Here is a 19,288-nt window from a genome sequence, read left to right as displayed (position 1 = left end):
CGTTATTTGATGAGTTTGGCAGAAGTTTAGTCAATTTTGTGGAACTGCGAATGTGATTACTTAAAATATTATCCTTAGACAAAAAATTCTTCCCGGGCTTTAATCTAAAAATATTGTAATAAGCTTTCTAGTTTCATTCCTCTTGAACCTTTTAATAATACGAGATTATCCTCAATTGCGTTTTCCTGTAAATAAAGAGATGCTTCAACTGGAGTTTCAAAGAAGATTCCTTTAAACTGATCTTTGAAAGCATAAAAATGGCGGCCTATAAAAATAACCTTGTTTAAACCGCTTTGAGTAGCTTGTTTTGCAACTAATTCGTGTTGTATAGCAGATTCTGGCCCAAGCTCAAACATATCTCCTAAAATAGCTGTCTTCTGATCAGCAGATAATACAGAAATATTATTTAAAGCCGCCATCATACTGCTTGGGTTTGCATTGTAAAAATCACAAATCACGGTATTGCTATCGGTTTTCGTTAACTGAGAGCGGTTATTTTTCGGCTGATAGTTGGCAAGCCCACAATTAATATCTTCAGGACTCATGTCAAAAAAATCGCCAATGCAAATTGCAGCCAGAATGTTCTCAAAATTATAACTGCCGGTTAAATTGGTTTTTACTGCCGTTGATACATCGTGATTGGTCCATTCCACTTCAATTAAAGGATCACTGCTTTTTAAGATTCCTTTTATGGTGTTGCCATTTTCAGTGCCATAATAAATCAGTTTGCTTAAGCCTGCTTGAGCACTCATTTCTAGTAAATAAGTATTATCTCTATTAATAAAAGTGTAGCCATTGTTTTCTTTAAGGTAAGCATAAAGTTCTGCTTTGCCTTTCTTTACGCCTTCAAAACCGCCAAACCCATCTAAATGCGCCATGCCTACGTTAGTAATAATGCCGTGAGTAGGTTGGGCAATGGTACAAAGCAATTCTATTTCTTTTTGATGGTTTGCACCCATTTCTATCACCGCAATTTCAACGTCGTTGGTAATGGCTAAGATGGAAAGTGGAACGCCAATGTGGTTATTTAGATTGCCATATGTTGCAAAAGTTTTATATTGCTCTGCTAAAACAGCATTAACCAACTCCTTACTTGTTGTTTTTCCGTTGCTCCCAGTTAAACCAATTACTGGAATGTTTAATTGTTTGCGGTGATACCGAGCTAAATCCTGTAAGGTGAGAAGAACATCATCAACTAATAAGCAGCTTTGATTTACAGCAAACTCTTTCTCGTCTACTACAGCAAAAGAAGCACCTTTCTCAATAGCTTGTGCTGAAAAAGTATTGGCATTAAAATTATCGCCTTTCAAAGCAAAGAAGATGCAGCCATCAGAAATATTTCTGGTATCAGTTGAGATAAGCGGATTGTTAAGGAAGTGCTGGTATAATTCGGCTGTTGTAATCATCTTTATTGTTAATAATTATGCTGTAAAATTAAGGTTTAGCAATAACAAAAAGCAAAATTACTACATTAGATAAAATTTAATTGTTTTATGAAAAAAAGCATAACATTCTGTCTGGTTTTTATGGCTTCTGTTTTGGTTTTGAATGCCCAAATCAAATCACCTGATGAGTTTTTAGGATATGAGCTTGGTACGCATTTTACACCACATTATAAAGTAGCCGATTACTTTAAACAGACTGCTGTTGCTTCTCCAAAAAACATTAAATTAATCGAATACGGAAAAACAAATGAAGGTAGACCGCTATTGGTTGCCATAATATCGGCGCCTGAAAACATTGCCCGATTAGAGCAAATTAGAACCAACAACTTAAAGTTGGGTACGGGTGCAGATCAAACAGTTGATATAAAAGCACAACCTGCCATCGTTTGGCTGAGCTACAATGTGCATGGAAATGAAGCAAATTCTACTGAAACTTCGATGAAAATGCTTTATACGCTTTCATCGGGCAAAAATGTGGAAGCCAATAATTGGCTAAAAAATACAGTTGTAGTGATAGATCCGTGCTTAAATCCTGATGGGAGAGACCGTTATGTAAATTACTTTAATAGTGTAGTTGGCAAAACGCCTAATTCCGATCCCGCTTCCCGAGAGCACATTGAGCCATGGCCAGGTGGAAGGCCAAATCATTATTACTTTGACTTAAACCGAGATTGGGCCTGGCAAACCCAACTGGAAAGTAAACAGCGTTTAGCACTTTACAATGAGTGGATGCCTCAGGTTCATGTCGATTTTCATGAACAGAGCTATAACGAACCTTACTATTTTGCGCCAGCGGCCGAACCCGTTCATCAGGATATTACCCCCTGGCAAAGAAGTTTTCAGGTAGTTGTAGGAAAAAATAATGCTAAGTACTTCGATGCTGAAGGTTGGCAGTATTTTACCAAAGAGCGGTTCGACTTACTTTACCCATCTTACGGCGATACTTACCCCTTGTATAACGGCTCAATCGGTATGACTTATGAGCAAGGCGGGATTAGGGCGGGTTTATCTGTGGTTACAAATGATGGTGATACGCTTACATTGAAAGACAGAATTGCCCATCATTTCGCAACTGGCATGTCAACAGTCGAAGTATCTTCTCAAAATCAGGCGAAGTTAATGGAGGAATATAAAAAATACTTCCAGCAAGAATTGATAGCAGCTCCGGGAGCTTACAAAACCTATATCATTAAGGCAAGTAATGTTTCCAGATTAAAAAAATTGGCGGAACTGTTAAGTAAAAATAAAATTCAGTTTGCTTATGGCGCAGACAAATCGGGTAGAGGATATGACTACGATACCCAAAAAGAGGAGAATTTCTCGATCGATCGAAACGACTTAATCGTAAATATTCAACAGCCTAGAGCAGTACTGGCCAATGTGTTGCTGGAGCCCCAAACTTTTGTTACCGACTCAAACACCTATGATATAACAGCCTGGGCGCTTCCCTATGTATACGGTTTAAAGGCTTATGCCAGTAAAGAAAGTTTTAAGGGGAAATATGCTGATCTATCTGTCGCCGACCCAACATCTAACGACATAGACAAACCCCTAGCTTGGTTATTTTCCTGGGGATCAGCCGAAGATGCTGGTGTTTTAATTAATTTACAGAAAGAAAATATAAAAGTGAGGCAATCAGATCAAGGCTTCACGGTAGCTGGTAGAGATTATCCTGCCGGAACATTAATTGTTTTAAGAACTGAAAACGAAAAGACGGTTAAAGGTTTAAAAGATAAGGTCGTAGCGGTGGCAAAGCAGTTTGATAAACCCATAAGAGGCATAACCAGTGGTTTTGTAGAAAAAGGTAAAGACTTTGGTTCGAATGTTTATCCTATTTTAAAACAGCCTAAAATTGCAATTGCATCAGGAAATGAAGTTTCCTCTTTAGCTTTTGGCGAGGCATGGTTTTATTTGGAGCATGATTTAAATCTTTCGCCAAGTATTATTAACGCGAAGGATATCAATAATTTAGATATTAATAAGGTAAATACTTTGATTCTTCCTGATGGAAGTTATGGTTCTTTTATAGGGGACGGCTTAACCGCCTGGTTAAATAAAGGAGGAAAATTGATTTTAATGGAAGATGCGATAGAGAGCGTTCTGGAGAAAAAAGGTTTTGATATCAAAAAGAAGGAAGCGGTGGTTAAAAAGGATGAAAAGCCGGAACCAAGTAAACTTCTGTTTAAAAACAAAGACAAAGATGATTTTGAATTTGCCATTCCAGGGGCAATCTATAAAGTAAATTTAGATGCATCTCACCCCTTCTCCTACGGTTTGGGTAAATTTTACTATACGCTAAAAACAGATCGCAGAATTTATGAGCCTTTTACAAAAGGCTGGAATGTTGGCCAGGTAAATGATAAAAGTTTAATGGCGGGTGTAGTCGGTAAAAAGGTAAGAGAGGAGTTAAAATCAGGTTTGCTGATTGGCGTTCAGGATTTTGGTAAAGGCCAGGTAGTTTATTTAGCAAACGATCCGCTTTTTAGAAACTTTTGGGAAGGTGGCAAGACACTTTTCGGTAATATTCTATTTTGTAGTTATTAGTAATATGATCAATTGCAGTTAGTTACATTCTTATCTAATTACTAGTGTTCTTATCTTGATTTTTATCAACGATAGGGAAAAATTCGCTCATAATTGACTGCTAAATTCTGATAATACTGGTTTATTTTGATCCCATAAGTGAAATTAGCCAACACAAAACTCGTAAATCTATTCATTGATTACAGGTGGGTCAAATTGTAATATCTTGATTATTAATTTCTTATGATTGTTTCGGTTCTTTTATTAGAGCAAGATTAATACTATGTTAAAATATGTTAAGAAAAATTTTCTAACGTGCTCAACAACTCTTAAATTAGGCCAATCATTAATCATTAACTAACTTATTTCGTAAAAATGAAAAAACTTCTACAAAGTTTGTTCATCTTGATGTTCATTTCAGTAACTGCAATGGCTCAAGACCGAACAATCACAGGAACAGTTACTTCCTCGGATGACAAGCAGCCTATCCCAGGGGTAAGTGTAAAAATCCTAGGTGCAGCCGGTGGCACGGTAACAGGTGCTGATGGTAAGTACTCTCTAAGAGTTCCAAGTACTGCGACTTCGCTTGAATTCAGCTATATTGGCTATGTAAAGCAGACAAAATCACTTGGTTCGGCTTCAATAATTAATATTAGTCTGATTTCAGACGCCAAAGTTCTTAATGAAGTGGTTGTAACCGCTGTCGGTATAGAAAAAGATAGAGCGTCACTAGGTTATTCTGCTGATGTTGTTAAGGCACAGGACTTAACAAATGGTAGACAGACCAACTTAATAAATGGATTAACCGGTAAAACTGCTGGAGTTCAAATTGGTCGTTCGAGTGGTGGTGTTAACACTGCAACACGTATTACTATGAGAGGTATCAGGTCTTTACAGGGCGAACAACAGCCATTATTTGTGATTGACGGAGTTCCTATTGATAACGGTGCTAGACAGCCTTCTTCAACATCAGCAAATCAAGTTGACGTTGGAAACCGGGTAGGTGATATTAATCCTGATGACATTGAATCTGTGACGGTTTTAAAAGGAGCGAATGCTGCCGCATTATACGGTTCTCAAGGTGTAAATGGAGCGATAATCATAACAACAAAAACAGGAAAGGATGCAGCTTCTAGAAATAAAAAAATGGAAATCAATGTTGTTTCAACTTTCCAAATAGATAACGTTCAAAAATTACCAAAAGTTCAAAACGAGTACGGTTCTGGTTATGAAACGGGTATTGTTAATGGTGTGTCTGTTACAGAATATGATCCAATCGAGAACACAAACTGGGGCCCAAAATTAGACGGTTCTATCGTTCAGTCTGGTCCTACTCTTGCTAATGGTAATAAACTAATGATTCCTTACAGTGCTGTTGAAGATAACATCAAAAACTTCTTCGATACAGGAACAAATTTTCAGAATTCAGTTTCATTTCAAGGTGGAAGTGAAAAAGGCTCATTTTATGCCTCACTTTCTGACAACGAAGTTAAAGGTGTTGTTCCTGGCGACAAGTTTAGAAGAAACACATTCAAATTATCTGGAGCTACTAAGTTGGCTAATAATTTCAACGTAAGTGCTAACATCAGTTACAATAAGAACCTAACTAATACCTCTTTCGTTGGTGGTGGAAATAATAGTGTTATGGATGCTGTTTTGAATACCAGTCGTCAGATCAATCTTGAAGACTTCAAAGATTGGAAAAACTATGAGTTTGCTACTACACAGGGATATTTCAATGGATATCAGCCTAACCCTTACTACAATATAGCTAACAATAGATATGCTGATAATCTAGATCGTTTTCTAGGTAGTTTCCAAGTAGGTTACGATCCAACTAAATGGTTGAATGTTACCTGGAGATTGGGAACTGATTATGCTTCTAGCAGAACGAAATCAACATTTGAAAAAACAACCTTTGGTGCAGGACAACGTCCAACTGCAACTCCAGGCGCAATAACTGAAAATGCATTTTCAAACAGGATTATGAACTCAGACTTATTGCTAACATTTAAAAAGGATTTGAATAAAGATTTCAATGCTACATTAATTCTATTGAACAACGTTCGCCAGGTAGATACTCGGAATTTAACTGCTTCAGCAAGTGCGCTTTCTACACCAGGTTTTTTCAATCTCTCTAATAGAGTAGGAGAATTAGGAGGTAGTGAAAGCATTAATAAGAAGCGTTTAATCGGATGGGCAGGAGATTTAACCGTAGGATATAGGAATTATTTATTCTTAAACGGAACTTTAAGAAATGATATTTCTTCTACTCTTCCTGAAGATAATAATTCATATTTCTATCCTTCTGTAAATTTAAGTTTCATTCCTACTTCAGCAATAGAGTCATTAAAAGATAATGACGTGTTATCTTATGCGAAAATTAGAGCAAGTTATTCTAAAGTAGGGTCTGATGCCGCTGCATATAGCTTGCAGCCAACATTTGGTCCAGCTACCAACTTCCCTTATAGCTCACTTGCAGCTTTCTCGTTATCTAATACAACGCCAAATCCAAACTTGAAACCTGAATTTACAAAGGCATTTGAGGTTGGAGCTGAATTGTCATTTTTGAAAGATAAGTTAGGTTTAGACTTTACTTATTACAATACTAAAACGGATGGTCAAATCATTAACATTGGTGTGGCATCATCAACAGGTTTCACCGCTGCAACTGTTAATGCTGGTTTAGTTACAAACAAAGGTATTGAGGTGGCGTTGAAAGGTAACCCTTTCGCAAACCGCGATGGTTTTTCTTGGAATTTTAGTTTTACTTATACAAACAATAAAAATATAGTTGAGTCATTATATCAGGATTCTAAGCAGTTATCGCTTGGTGGTGGTGATCCTGTTCCTACAGCAATTGTTGGACAACCAATCTCGTTGGTTGGGGGAGCATATTTAAGAGATTCAGAAGGTAGGGTTGTTGTAGATGCAACCACTGGTTTTATTAGAAAAGATCCAACGTTGAGAAATTTAGGACAAGTTAATCCTAAACATATTTTAGGATTTAACAATACAATCTCTTATAAAGCGTTTTCTCTTTCCACAACTTTGGATTTTCGTTCAGGAAATGTACTTTTTTCAGGAACAAAAAGCCAACTTACCTTTACAGGCTCGAGCTTAGAAACTGTTGAATATGGCCGTCAGCCATTTGTTTACCCTAATTCAGTAATAGAATCTCCGTTAAATTCTGGTAATTTTATCCCGAATACTTCAGTAAAAACACGTAGCGGTAGTTATGATTTTTGGTACGGAAATTATGCCCAAATTGCAGAATCCAATATTATCGACGCAGCATTCTTGAAGTTAAGAGATATCTCTTTAACATATAGACTACCTGCTAATTTATTAAATAAAACTCCTTTTGGAAGAGTAAGCGTTGCTGTATCTGGTGCAAATATTTTATTATGGACTCCAAAATCAAATATTTATGTAGATCCTGAGGCAAGTATTTTCGGTACCAACAATTCACAAGGAAGAGAATTTACTAGTATACCTTCTACACGTACCTTTGGTATTACCTTAAGTGCTAGTTTTTAGTTATAATAAAATCTAAGAAAATGAAAATCAAAAATATCATAAAGGGAGTAGCCTTTTTATCATTAGCAGTCTCGCTAAGTGGTTGTGAAAAAAACTTTTTGGATATTAATAGTAATCCAAATACACCAACAACTACTACTCCAGAACTTGTACTGCCTGCGGCCTTAGCTTCGACAGGGACTGTTGTAAACAACAACTTTAATATACTGGGTAATTTGTTAGCTGGGAATTGGGCTCAGTCTCCTGACTTTGCATTCTACCAACCACAGGAAACGTATGCCTTCACATCATCTACATATGATGGAGTATGGACAACACTTTACGCAGACGCATTAAACGACCTAAAATATGTAGAGACTCAATCAACAATTAACGGAAAAGTAAATGCCCAGGCAATTGCAAAAATTATGCAGGCTTATAATTTTCAATTGTTAGTTGATACTTGGGGAGATGTTCCTTACAAGGACGCTTTGAAGGGTACAGATTTATTATCTGCAAAATATGATAAAGCTGAAGATATATATGATGGAATACTTTCTACTATTGATGCAAGTATTGCCATTATCAATACTACAGCAACAGGCGATAATCCTTCTACATCAAGTGACATCATTTTTGGTAATGGTTCAATCACAACAGCTCCAACCGTTGCAATGAATAAATGGATAAGATTTGCTAATACATTAAAGCTTCGTGTTCTTTTAAGACAATCTTTGATTCAGTCTAGAGCAACCAAGGTAGCTGCGGGATTTGCGACTTTAGCAGGTAAGTCTTTTCTGGCTGCGGGAGAGAATGTAGGCGTTAATCCGGGCTATTTTAATCAGGCCGGGAAGTATAATCCATTATATGGTGCAATTGGCTTCCAAGTTAATGGTGCAGAAACATCAAGTTATCAAGCAACCAGAGGTAATAAGTACGCAGTTGACTTTTTGTTAGCTAATAATGATCCACGTGTAGGCTTGCTTTACAGACCTGCAGTTACACCGGTAGCACCAGGAGCTATCTATGTTGGAGTATATCCAGGAACAACAGCAACAACGACCACTAAAAAAGATAACTATTCGGCGGTTGGTGCTGGGGTATTACCTTCAAGTGCTAATAGCGGCTTTTCTAAACCAGCGTATTTAATGACTGCAGCGGAAGGCTTTTTTCTACAAGCTGAAGCTATGTTGAAAGGCTACCTTCCAGGAGGAAACGCAGGTGCTCAAGCAGCATATCAAGCCGGAATTCAAGAGTCTTTCAAGATTTTAGGCTCTACAGCGGCAGCAGCTACAACCTATTACACCACTTCTACACAGCCGTTAGTTAATTGGGCTGTTGCTGGAACTCCAGATAAACAATTTGAAGCGATTATCACTCAAAAGTGGATTGCAAACAATGGCTTCAATGGCCACGAGGCATGGACAGAATATCGTCGGACTGGGTTTCCTTCCAACTTGCCTGTTGGTATTAATAATGCTAGTGGAGGTAAATTACCGTTACGTATCCCCTATCCTCAAAATGAGCTAGCAAACAACGGTGCCAATGTGCCTATTATTGACATTTTTACCAATAAGATTTTTTGGGAAAAATAATGTTATAAAATTCTAGTACAATGTAATGCCTCTATAAAGTTATCAGCTTTTTAGAGGCATTTTTTTTAACTTCCAAAATTTAAGGTAAATGATTCACCAACTCTGATAGGTGAAACTTCCCGTTCTCTTCGAAAAGCGGATTGATGTAGCTAACTAATCTCAGAAAAAGTGCTACATAATATCAAATATCACTCTAGATTTCTAGTTATCCATACACAATTTTAATATCAGGAAACTGTAATTAATATGTTATACCTTTTCCCATAGCAACGTCCCCTGAACGGCTCAAAGCAATATATAACTCACTCTTTATGTAGTTGACTAATACGGTTTTAATGTAAGCGTTTTTTAAATGTCATAATTATATTGTAGATCTAAGCAGTCACAATTCTATGGGGTTTATGTTACATTATATATATTGTTTTTTTAACTTAGCCTCTTAAATATTTTATTCTTTAACAAAAATTTTATGAAAAAACTTCTACAAAGTTTGTTCTTATTGATGTTATTTGCATTGTCTGCAATGGCGCAAAATAGAACGATCACTGGTACAGTTACGTCTCAGGAAGACAAGTTGCCTATACCTGGGGTCACAATCAAAGTGAAAGGTACACAATTTGGAACAGTAACTGATTCCAATGGAAAGTATTCTTTAAACGTGCCTTCGGGTTCAAACACTTTGGAATTTAGTTTTATCGGCTATCTTTTAAAAGAGCAGGTTTTAGGCGCAAGCAATTCAATTAATGTCTCTTTAGTTACAGATGCAAAAACACTTACTGATGTTGTTGTTGTTGGCTATGGTCAACAAAGCAAAGCTTTAACAACTCAAATCACAACAACGGTAAATGCAGATGCGTTCAAGAATATGCCTATCCAAACTCCACAGCAGGCACTTCAAGGCCAAGCAGCAGGGGTTAATATGGTAAATTCTTCAGGTGTACTTGGTTCTGAAGCACAAATTACGGTGAGGGGCGGTTCTTCACTAAGTGCTGGCGGTAGGCCACTATATGTTGTTGATGGTGTTCCGCTTAACTCAGCAGGTGCTGAGTACACCCAAACACAAGGAGCTTCATCGGGATTGAATCCTTTACTAAACATTAGTGCGAACGATATAGAAAGCATGACAGTTTTGAAGGATGCGTCGGCAGTTGCTATTTACGGTTCTCGTGGATCAAACGGAGTAATACTTATTACTACCAAAAAAGGAGCTTCTGGCAAAACAAGAATAACTGCTGATTATCAAAATGGATTCTCGTCTCCAACATCTCTAGAGCAAATGATGAATGCGGATCAATTTAGACAATTTAGGTCTGATTATCTTCGTGCTAACAATGGAACTGTGCCAGCTTATCCTACAGATAGTTATGACTGGATTGATGCAGTTGTAAAAACGGGAAAGATCAACACTGCTAATTTAAGCGCAGCTGGTGGAGATGCGAAAACACAATTCTTTGTTGGCGGAACTTATGGCGATGAAAGTAGCTATACTCTTGGTAACGATTTGCAACGTTTATCAGGCCGATTAAATTTAACGCATAAATTATCTGATAAAATCAATTTCGGTTTAAACTATAGTCTGTCAAGAGTAGATATGAACCGAATTGGCGCTGAAAATAGTACTTCTGCTCCATTAACAGCTGCCTATCTTCAAATTCCTTATATAACCCCCTACGGTCCAGATGGGCAATTCCAAAGTACTGGTTTTGTAGCCAATGTTGTTGCAATGAATGCTACTGGAATAAATAAGAATTTTTCTAACAGAAGCGTTGGTAATGCATTTGCAGAATGGAAGATATTAGACGGCTTAAAGTTGAAAACGGATTTTGGTATTGACAACTTTAGTATTGATGAGAAATATAGAGATGCCGACATTATTACTCCTGGAGGATATGGATATAGAACCCACAATACTGATGAGAAATGGCTAACTACAAATACCTTAAACTACAATAAGGTCTTCGGAAAACATTCATTTGGTGCATTATTAGGATATAGTTTTGAAACCGCCACACTTACACAAATGTTAGTAGAAGGTTCTGGCTTTGCGAGTGATGCGTTGCCAAATGTTGGGTCAGCTTCAACTCCTATAACAGCTTCTGAGGAAGTATATGATTGGGCATTAGAGTCTCAGTTTGCGAGATTGAATTATGATTTCGATAAAAAATATGTTTTTGAAGGATCATTCAGAAGAGATGGATCATCAAGATTCGGCCCAAATAAAAAGTATGGTAATTTCTATGCTATTTCTGGAGGATGGTTGATTTCCAACGAAAGCTTCTTCAACAAAGAAAATAAAATTGCGCAAAATCTAAAACTAACGGCAAGTTATGGTACGGCTGGTAATGACAATATTGGTTTTTACCAGTATGTTGGAACATTTGTTTCAGGTGCTAATTATCTTGGTGAAGCAGGATTATCTCCCAGCGTTGTGCCTAATCCCAATTTGAGTTGGGAAGAAACAGCACAACTAGACATTGGCGTTTCTGCACGTTTTTTTAATGCCATAGATTTGCAAGTAAACTACTACAATAAAAATACTACTGGATTATTGGTAAATGTTCCATTTCCATTTACAACCGGATTTCCGTCTAGCTCACAAAATGTCGGAGAAGTAAGAAATAGAGGGATTGAAATTTCAATCAATTCTGATAACATCACTTCACGCGACTTTACCTGGAAGACCTCATTTAATATAGCGTTTAATAAAAATAAGGTTTTAGCTCTTCCTAAAAATCCTGATGAAGAAGGACGGGACTTTTTACAAGGTGGAGCAGTTCAGCGAGCGATAACTGGTTATTCTAAAAACTCATTCTATCTAATCAGGTATAATGGTATCAATCCGCAAACAGGAAATGCGGAGTGGTTGAAAAAAGATGGTACTGTAACGACTACCCCTACAGCTGCCGACCGTGTAATTGCCGGGAAAGGTGACCCTGATTTTCAGGGTGGTATCACTAATACCTTTACATACAAAAATTTTGACCTATCAGCATTCTTTAACTTTACGTACGGAAACGACGTTTATCTTGACGGATTGACTTTCACTGATAATTTCGCATCAGCATCTTATAACAAGAGTATTAAAATGCTAGATTATTGGAAGCAACCAGGGCAAAATGCTTTTGCGCCGGCTTTAAATAGCCCTACCAGAACAACTTATGCGCAAGCTTCTACAGCTCAGTTACAGGATGGCTCGTACCTCCGATTAAAGAACCTAACTGTCGGCTATAGTTTACCAAAAGCATTCTTAGATAAAACCAAAATTTTTTCTAGTGCAAGAGTATATTTCCTTGCTCAGAACATTTGGACAATCAAAAACAAAGACTTTAGAGGAGATCCTGAAATTTCGGCAAATGGCGCTTCTAACTTAGTTGTTGGTCAAAGCTTCTTCGCTTTACCACAAGCTAAATCATTCATATTTGGTGTCAATATTGGCCTTTAAACTTAAAGAAATGAAATTAAAATATTATATCTTAGTCTCAGCCTTTGCCTTTACGGTAATAGGTTGTCAAAAAAAATTGGAATTGCTTCCTCAGCAAGCATTATCAGACCAAATCGTATTCAATTCTCCATCAACAGCTCTAAGTGCACTAAGAGGTGTTTACAGTACTGCTCAGGCATTTGATTTCTACGGTAGCTTACCGCAAGTAATCGGTGATTATATGGGTAATAACGTAGATTTTGTTGGTACGTTTCCCACATTACAAGAGTTGAATAACTTCTCTGGTGTATCAACAAATACGAACGTATCGGGTTTGTGGCAAGTTCACTATCAAGTTATCGCCCGGGCAAATACAATCGTTTCTAAAATCGAAAATGTTGAAGGGTTAGGTGCATCTGAAAAATCGCAATATGCAGCGGAAGCGAAATTTTTAAGAGCATTGGCATATTTTCAACTTGCAAATCTTTTCGCTCAGCCTTATCAGGTAAGTTCAGGGTCGAATTTGGCAGTACCACTGGTCACAGCTGATTTTACTGGAGCCATCGAATATCCTTCTAGGAGTACACTTAACCAAATTCATGCACAAATCGTAAGCGATTTAAATGATGCGGCAACTGCGCTTCCGTTACAATATACAGATGCAGCTGAAACACGTGGACGTGCAACAAAAGGTGCTGCATTCGCTTTACTATCAAGATTATATCTGTATAGAGAAGAATGGGCAAAGGCAGAGAGTGCAGCAAGAAGTGTATTGTCTCAGGGTATTTATGCCACAGCAACTGATTACAGCTTCTACAATGGAAATACATCGGAAGATGTATTTACTATACAAAATAGCGCTATAGACAATGGAAGAACAGGTAACGGTGGATGGGCCGCCTATTATAACCCCGCTTCATTAGGAGGGCGTGGAGATGCACCTTTCTCTCAAGACTTGGTCACAGCTTTTGAATCAGAACCTAATGATAAAAGATATAGCGCTAAAATTTCGGGAAGAGCCACTGATGGGTTAACCCATTTCTTTACCACAAAATTCCCAGATGCTGTAAATAACTCTGACAATGCTCCTGTAATAAGAACTACAGAGGTATATTTAAACTTGGCAGAAGCTTTAGCTCATCAAAGTGCTACACCAAGTGCTGAGGCGATCACTATTTTGAATACAAGGATTAGAAATCGTGCTGGATTACTAGCAAAAACTGTCGCTACCCAGCAAGCGCTTATTGCTGCTCTTTTAATTGAAAGACGTAAAGAACTTGCTTTTGAAGGACATAGCAGAATGGATTTGCTTCGTAATAAACAGCCATTAAGAAGTGGAAATGCAGCAGCTGCATTTGGTGGTGTGAAAACCATACTTCCTATTCCTCAACGTGAGATAGATAATAATGTTGGCTTGCAAGGGCAGCAAAATGCCGGTTACTAAGCCGTTTTTTTAAAAAAAGGAACGCCAACTGTATTTAGGTTGGCGTTTTTTATTTTCAATGAAAGCTCTTTATTGTCACATTATAGTAAAAAAATCAGAATTAGATATCTTGTCCGAAATTGAACGTAATAAAGACGTTGCATTATAATAGAATATCTGCTAAATTGCGAGTTAATAAATCTTTAACCAAACAACTAATTTAAATTCATGAAAAAACTTCTACAAAGTTTGTTCGTGCTTTTGTTTTTTGCATTTAATGCAATGGCTCAAGAGCGAACAATTACTGGAACAGTAACGTCTACCGAAGAAGGTATTCCCCTTCCGGGCGTTAGTGTAAAATTAATCGGCTCACAAGGTGTAGTCGCCACAAGTGCTGATGGTAAATATTCTGTTCGCATCACATCGAACACTACTTCGATTCAATTCTCTTATCTGGGATATGTTACCAAAACTGTGAATATTGGCGCCTCAAATGTGATAAATGCAGCCCTTGCAACAGATTCAAAAACCCTAAGTGATGTGGTAGTTGTTGCTTACGGTACACAGAAGAAAGAAGCTATTACGGGATCAGTATCAAACCTTACTTCAAAGGATTTAGAAACAAGAACTGTAACTAACGTAGTTGCTGCGCTTCAAGGCTCAGCTCCTGGTATTAGTGTAGGTGCATCTAATGGTCAACCAGGTGCTACTCCAACTATTAGGATCCGTGGCTTTGGTTCATTTTCTGCATCAAATACACCTTTGTATGTTGTAGACGGATCTGTTTATGATGGTAGTATAGGTGATATTAACCAAAATGACATCGAAAGTATTTCGGTATTAAAAGATGCATCTTCCTCTGCATTATATGGTTCAAGAGGTGCAAACGGTGTAATAATCATAACTACAAAAAAAGGTAAGTCATTGCAGCCCACAGTAAATGCAAGCATAATTCAAGGTTTTTCTGAAAGAGGTATCCCTGAGTATGATCGCGTAAACGCTTATGAGTATTATCCCTTAGTTTGGCAAGGAATTAAGAACAACTTGATGTATAATGCCTCTCCTGGTTTATCTGAAGCTGCTGCATCTACAAGAGCATCCGCTGATGTTTTTACCAACTTAGTGTATAACCCATTTAACGTTCCTGGTGGACAAATCGTGGGTACTGACGGTAAAATCAATCCTAATGCATCACTGTTGTATGATAACTTTGATTGGTATGATGCTATTGCCAGACAAGGAAAAAGAACCGATGCAAATTTAAATTTCTCTGGAAGGACTGAAAAATCTGACTTCTTCGTTTCAATGGGTTATTTGGATGATAAAGGATTTAATATTAAATCTGACTTTCAGCGTTTCAATGCTCGTATAAATGTTAATTCTCAAATTAAATCTTGGTTAAAAACTGGTCTAAACCTTTCCGGTTCAATGACAACAGCCAATACTGCTAACGACTCTTTTACCGGGAATGCAGCCAGTTTTGTTAACGCCTTCAATTTTACAAGGGGTATTGGGCCAATCTATCCAGTACGTGCATTCAATGCAGCTGGTCAACCAATTATGAACAGCTTAACAGGCGAACAGTGGTACGATTATGGAAATCATCCAGGTGCAGTGGCTCGTCCACAAGGTGCATCTCCTGGCAGACACGTTGTTTATGAAACATTATTAAATGAGTATTTAACAAGAAGAAGTCAAGTAAGCGCAAGAAGTTACGTAGAAATTAAGTTTTTAAAAGACTTCACGTTTGTTCCAACTTTTAGTATTGATCTACGGAATAATAATGGTAGTACTTATCAGAATCCAACTGTTGGCGATGGCGCTACACAGAATGGTTATAAATCACAAAGTAATAATACAATCAGATCATATACCTTTAATCAGATACTAAACTACAACAAGTCATTTGGAGATCATAACGTAACGGCTTTAATTGGACATGAAAATTACGATTATAACTATCGTACTTTTAATGCAAGTAGAACGGGTATAATTTTGCAGGGTAATACTGAATTTGCAAACTTTGTAACGGCCAATAGTTCAGGAGGTCAAGCCGATAATGATCGTATAGAGTCATTTTTTTCAAAAGCAGGCTATAACTACAAAGAGAAATATTTCTTTGATGCCTCTTTAAGACGTGACGGTTCATCAAGATTCAGTCCTGATTCTCGCTGGGGGACATTCTTTTCATTGGGTGCTTCATGGTCAATTAATAAAGATTTCTTAACTGACGTAAACTGGATAGATGATTTAAGATTGAAAGCATCTTATGGTCAGGTTGGAAACAATGCTATTCTGTCTGGTGGTAATAGTGAATACTACGCTGATAGAGCTTTTTATGACTTAGGTTGGAATAATGGTACGGAACCAGGAGCATTACTTTCATCAGCTGCAAATCCTTTGCTAAGATGGGAATCTCAAAATACTTTTAATACAGGTCTTAATTTTTCACTGTTCAAAAGAAGACTATACGGTGAAGTAGAGTTCTTTAAAAAAAATGTAAATAACCTTTTATTTAGTGTACCACAGCCAGTATCAGATCCTGTAACATCAATCAATCAGAATGTTGGCGCCATGTACAATGCTGGTGTGGAGATTTTGTTGGGTGCAGACGTTGTAAGGACACAAGATTTTACATGGAACTTAGTGACAAACTGGACCTTCTTAAAAAATCGAGTTACAAAATTACCTGCTGAAACCCCTCAAATTGTAAGTGGTACAAAAAGAAGAGAAGTAGGATATGACTATTACCAATTCTGGTTAAGACAATATGCTGGTGTTGACCCAACTGATGGAGCTGCATTATATATCCCTGATCCAACTCAAACAATTGCAGCAGCAAATAAGAGAATCGTAAATGGTGTAGAATACACCATCAACCAGTCGAATGCAATATTTGATCGTTCTGGATCTGCTATTCCTGATTTGTTAGGCTCTTTTACCAATTCATTTTCTTATAAAAATCTGACTTTGTCAGTCTTGGTTAATTACCAGATAGGCGGTAAGTTTTATGATAGCAACTATCAGGGTTTAATGAGTACCGGTAACTACGGCTCTGCATTGCATAAAGATTTGCTAGGTGCCTGGACACAGTCAAATACAACAAGTAGCATTCCAAGAGCAGATTTTGGTAACTCTGCAAACATTAATGCAACTTCAAGCAGGTGGTTAATTGATGCTTCTTACCTTGCCATTCGTAATGTTAATTTATCTTATAGCTTGCCACAAAACTGGCTTAAGAAAATTGATGTAACTAATGCTAGATTATTCGTAACCGGGGAAAACTTACATTTATTCTCAAAAAGGAAAGGTTTAAATCCATCAGAAGCATTTGACGGGGTTAACACTACAGTATATCCTCAGGCAAGAATACTAAGCGTAGGTTTAAATGCATCTTTCTAAAATCTTAATAAATATCTAAACAGAGATGAAAAAAATAATTTACTCAGCGATATTGGCCTCGATGATTTTAGGCGGGTCGGGCTGTAAAAAAGAATATCTACAAACAACACCAACAGATAGAGTTGATAACACTTCAATATTTTCAACTACAGCTAATGCAAGTGTGGCATTAAATGGTATCTATCGTTATATGTTCGAAAGAACAACTACAACAACAAGTAATGCGCAAGGAAAACCCGGTGTAGCTGGAATTCTTTTAGGCATCGACTTTATGGGCGAGGATTTACATCAGGCAGCAGCAACTTGGTTTACTTCAACAGGTGAAGGTAACTATATTGCCGCTCGTACCGATAATGCAGCAAGTAATCTATATTATTACCGTACGTTTTTTAGAATGATTGGTAATGCAAACTACATTATAGATAACATTGACGCAGCTGAAGGAACTCCTGCTGAAAAATCAAGAATCAAGGCTGAAGCATTAACGTTAAGGGCTTATTCTTATTCTTATCTAGTTCAGTTTTACGGAACCCGATACAATGCAGCAGCCAAACCAAATAATCAATTAGCAGTACCGCTTTTACTTAAATCTACGGATACAAAAATGCCTAGAGTAAGTGTTGAAGCTATCTATGCCGCGATTGTTGCAGATTTGGATGCTGCTATTGCTTTGAATGCGACAACTGTTCCTAACAAAACACATGCAGGAGTATGGGTGTCTAAAGGGTTAAGAGCTAGAGTGGCATTAACGATGCAGGATTATCCAACGGCAATAAAATATGCTAAAGAGGTAATTGATGGCAATTCATTTCCTTTGATGAGTCAGGCTGATTATCAAACAGGATTCAATAATATTAACTTATCAGAGTATATGTGGGGTTCAAATCCTACTACGGAGCAAGGTGATTCATTTGGATCTTTTTATGCTCAAATTGCTTACAATGCAAACTCAAGTTATCAAAGAGGTACGCCAAAAATGATCAATTCAGCTTTGTATGATCAAATTTCTGCAACCGATGTGAGAAAGAAAATGTGGGAGCCAGCTCCAACTGCAGCAAACTTCCCTTTGCCTCTTGCTACATTTGTAAGAAGAGCATATATGACAAGAAAGTTTTCGGTAAAAGCTGTGGGTGATCCCTCGTTAGGTGATGTGCCTTGGATGAGGTCTGCTGAAATGCATTTAATCTTGGCAGAAGCTTATGCAAGAAGTACACAAGATGCTTTAGCGCAAACAGCATTATTTGCTTTAGTTTCCAAAAGAGATTTAAGTGCTGTGAAAAGCACTAAAACAGGAGATGCATTAATTGCTGAAATTATGGTGAACCGCAGAGTTGAGCTTTGGGGTGAAGGTTTTAGGTATTTAGATTTAAAACGCTTGAATTTACCGTTAGATAGAACTGCTGCAAATGTTCCTAACTTTGTTCCAACTTCTGTTGCCAACGTTTTACAAATTCCAGCTGGCGATCCAAGATTCTTATTTTTAATTCCGAGAGATGAATTTAATGGAAATCCAAATATCGGTCCTCAAAACCCATAACTAACATTATTTTTACACTTAACAAGAAGAGGTTGCCATTCGGCAGCCTTTTTTTGTTTACTACTTATCTGTGAAAAGAGTTACTGGTGTCAAAATCCTTATGATGTATTTCAAGTAATGTCGAAATAGATTATAAATTCTATTGAAATCTTTTTTGTAAACCTTAAATATTTAATCTTCTTACACAAGTAAAAAAAATTCAACTCTTATTTGTAGGAAAATTATTGTTACTGTAAGTTTAATTCGATTATAGTATCATTTTTAGATCATATATTAATGGAGTTAGGCTAATTTATGGCTTTCTTGGGCTTTTTACACGGCTTTACGTAGTTTTTTAGGTTTTTAACGCTTATTTTTTATTATGTAATATTTGCATTACAGGTTGTTAAATTTTATATTTAAAAAATCATTAACTAAACCAAA

General features: G+C 37.1%; 8 protein-coding genes. 7 read left to right on the top strand and 1 reads right to left on the bottom strand.

Annotated features, from left to right (window positions below; genetic code table 11):
• Nucleotides 1-104: 104 nt before the first annotated feature.
• Nucleotides 105-1,406, bottom strand: coding sequence for a UDP-N-acetylmuramoyl-tripeptide--D-alanyl-D-alanine ligase (gene murF / locus ASE92_RS12760; protein ID WP_200926415.1), 1,302 nt, complete (start codon nt 1,404-1,406; stop codon nt 105-107).
• Between the two features lie 87 nt (nt 1,407-1,493).
• Here murF and ASE92_RS12755 point away from each other — a divergent pair, with 87 nt between their 5' ends.
• The 7 genes from ASE92_RS12755 to ASE92_RS12725 all read left to right on the top strand — a co-directional run bounded on the left by ASE92_RS12755 (nt 1,494) and on the right by ASE92_RS12725 (nt 18,865).
• Nucleotides 1,494-3,989 (top strand): M14 family metallopeptidase, encoded by a 2,496-nt coding sequence (locus tag ASE92_RS12755; RefSeq protein ID WP_235527364.1) that lies wholly within the window; start codon nt 1,494-1,496, stop codon nt 3,987-3,989.
• A 354-nt stretch (nt 3,990-4,343) separates the two neighbouring features.
• Nucleotides 4,344-7,508, top strand: coding sequence for a SusC/RagA family TonB-linked outer membrane protein (locus ASE92_RS12750; RefSeq protein WP_082455057.1), 3,165 nt, complete (start codon nt 4,344-4,346; stop codon nt 7,506-7,508).
• Between the two features lie 20 nt (nt 7,509-7,528).
• On the top strand, nt 7,529-9,082 hold the full coding sequence (locus ASE92_RS12745; protein ID WP_056850502.1) for a SusD/RagB family nutrient-binding outer membrane lipoprotein: 1,554 nt from the start codon (nt 7,529-7,531) through the stop codon (nt 9,080-9,082).
• 469 nt (nt 9,083-9,551) lie between these two features.
• Nucleotides 9,552-12,524, top strand: coding sequence for a TonB-dependent receptor (locus ASE92_RS12740; protein WP_056850501.1), 2,973 nt, complete (start codon nt 9,552-9,554; stop codon nt 12,522-12,524).
• A gap of 10 nt (nt 12,525-12,534) precedes the next feature.
• Nucleotides 12,535-13,947, top strand: a complete 1,413-nt coding sequence (locus tag ASE92_RS12735) for a RagB/SusD family nutrient uptake outer membrane protein (protein ID WP_157255741.1) — start codon at nt 12,535-12,537, stop codon at nt 13,945-13,947.
• Nucleotides 13,948-14,154: 207 nt separating this feature from the next.
• Nucleotides 14,155-17,328, top strand: a complete 3,174-nt coding sequence (locus ASE92_RS12730; protein WP_056850499.1) for a SusC/RagA family TonB-linked outer membrane protein — start codon at nt 14,155-14,157, stop codon at nt 17,326-17,328.
• A gap of 25 nt (nt 17,329-17,353) precedes the next feature.
• On the top strand, nt 17,354-18,865 hold the full coding sequence (locus tag ASE92_RS12725) for a RagB/SusD family nutrient uptake outer membrane protein (RefSeq protein WP_082455056.1): 1,512 nt from the start codon (nt 17,354-17,356) through the stop codon (nt 18,863-18,865).
• Nucleotides 18,866-19,288: the final 423 nt, after the last annotated feature.

Origin of the sequence: Pedobacter sp. Leaf41 (assembly GCF_001422545.1) — a bacterium.
GTDB lineage: Bacteria > Bacteroidota > Bacteroidia > Sphingobacteriales > Sphingobacteriaceae > Pedobacter.
Note: the sequence above shows the minus strand (reverse complement) of the source record. Positions and strands in the feature narration are given on the sequence as shown.

Excerpts from the sequence above, each read along its gene's own strand:
- ASE92_RS12735 (WP_157255741.1), top strand. The coding sequence starts at position 12,535 with ATGAAATTAAAATATTATATCTTAGTCTCAGCCTTTGCCTTTACGGTA.
- ASE92_RS12725 (WP_082455056.1), top strand. The coding sequence starts at position 17,354 with ATGAAAAAAATAATTTACTCAGCGATATTGGCCTCGATGATTTTAGGC.
- ASE92_RS12750 (WP_082455057.1), top strand. The coding sequence starts at position 4,344 with ATGAAAAAACTTCTACAAAGTTTGTTCATCTTGATGTTCATTTCAGTA.
- ASE92_RS12755 (WP_235527364.1), top strand. The coding sequence starts at position 1,494 with ATGAAAAAAAGCATAACATTCTGTCTGGTTTTTATGGCTTCTGTTTTG.
- ASE92_RS12745 (WP_056850502.1), top strand. The coding sequence starts at position 7,529 with ATGAAAATCAAAAATATCATAAAGGGAGTAGCCTTTTTATCATTAGCA.
- ASE92_RS12730 (WP_056850499.1), top strand. The coding sequence starts at position 14,155 with ATGAAAAAACTTCTACAAAGTTTGTTCGTGCTTTTGTTTTTTGCATTT.
- ASE92_RS12740 (WP_056850501.1), top strand. The coding sequence starts at position 9,552 with ATGAAAAAACTTCTACAAAGTTTGTTCTTATTGATGTTATTTGCATTG.
- murF (WP_200926415.1), bottom strand. The coding sequence starts at position 1,406 with ATGATTACAACAGCCGAATTATACCAGCACTTCCTTAACAATCCGCTT.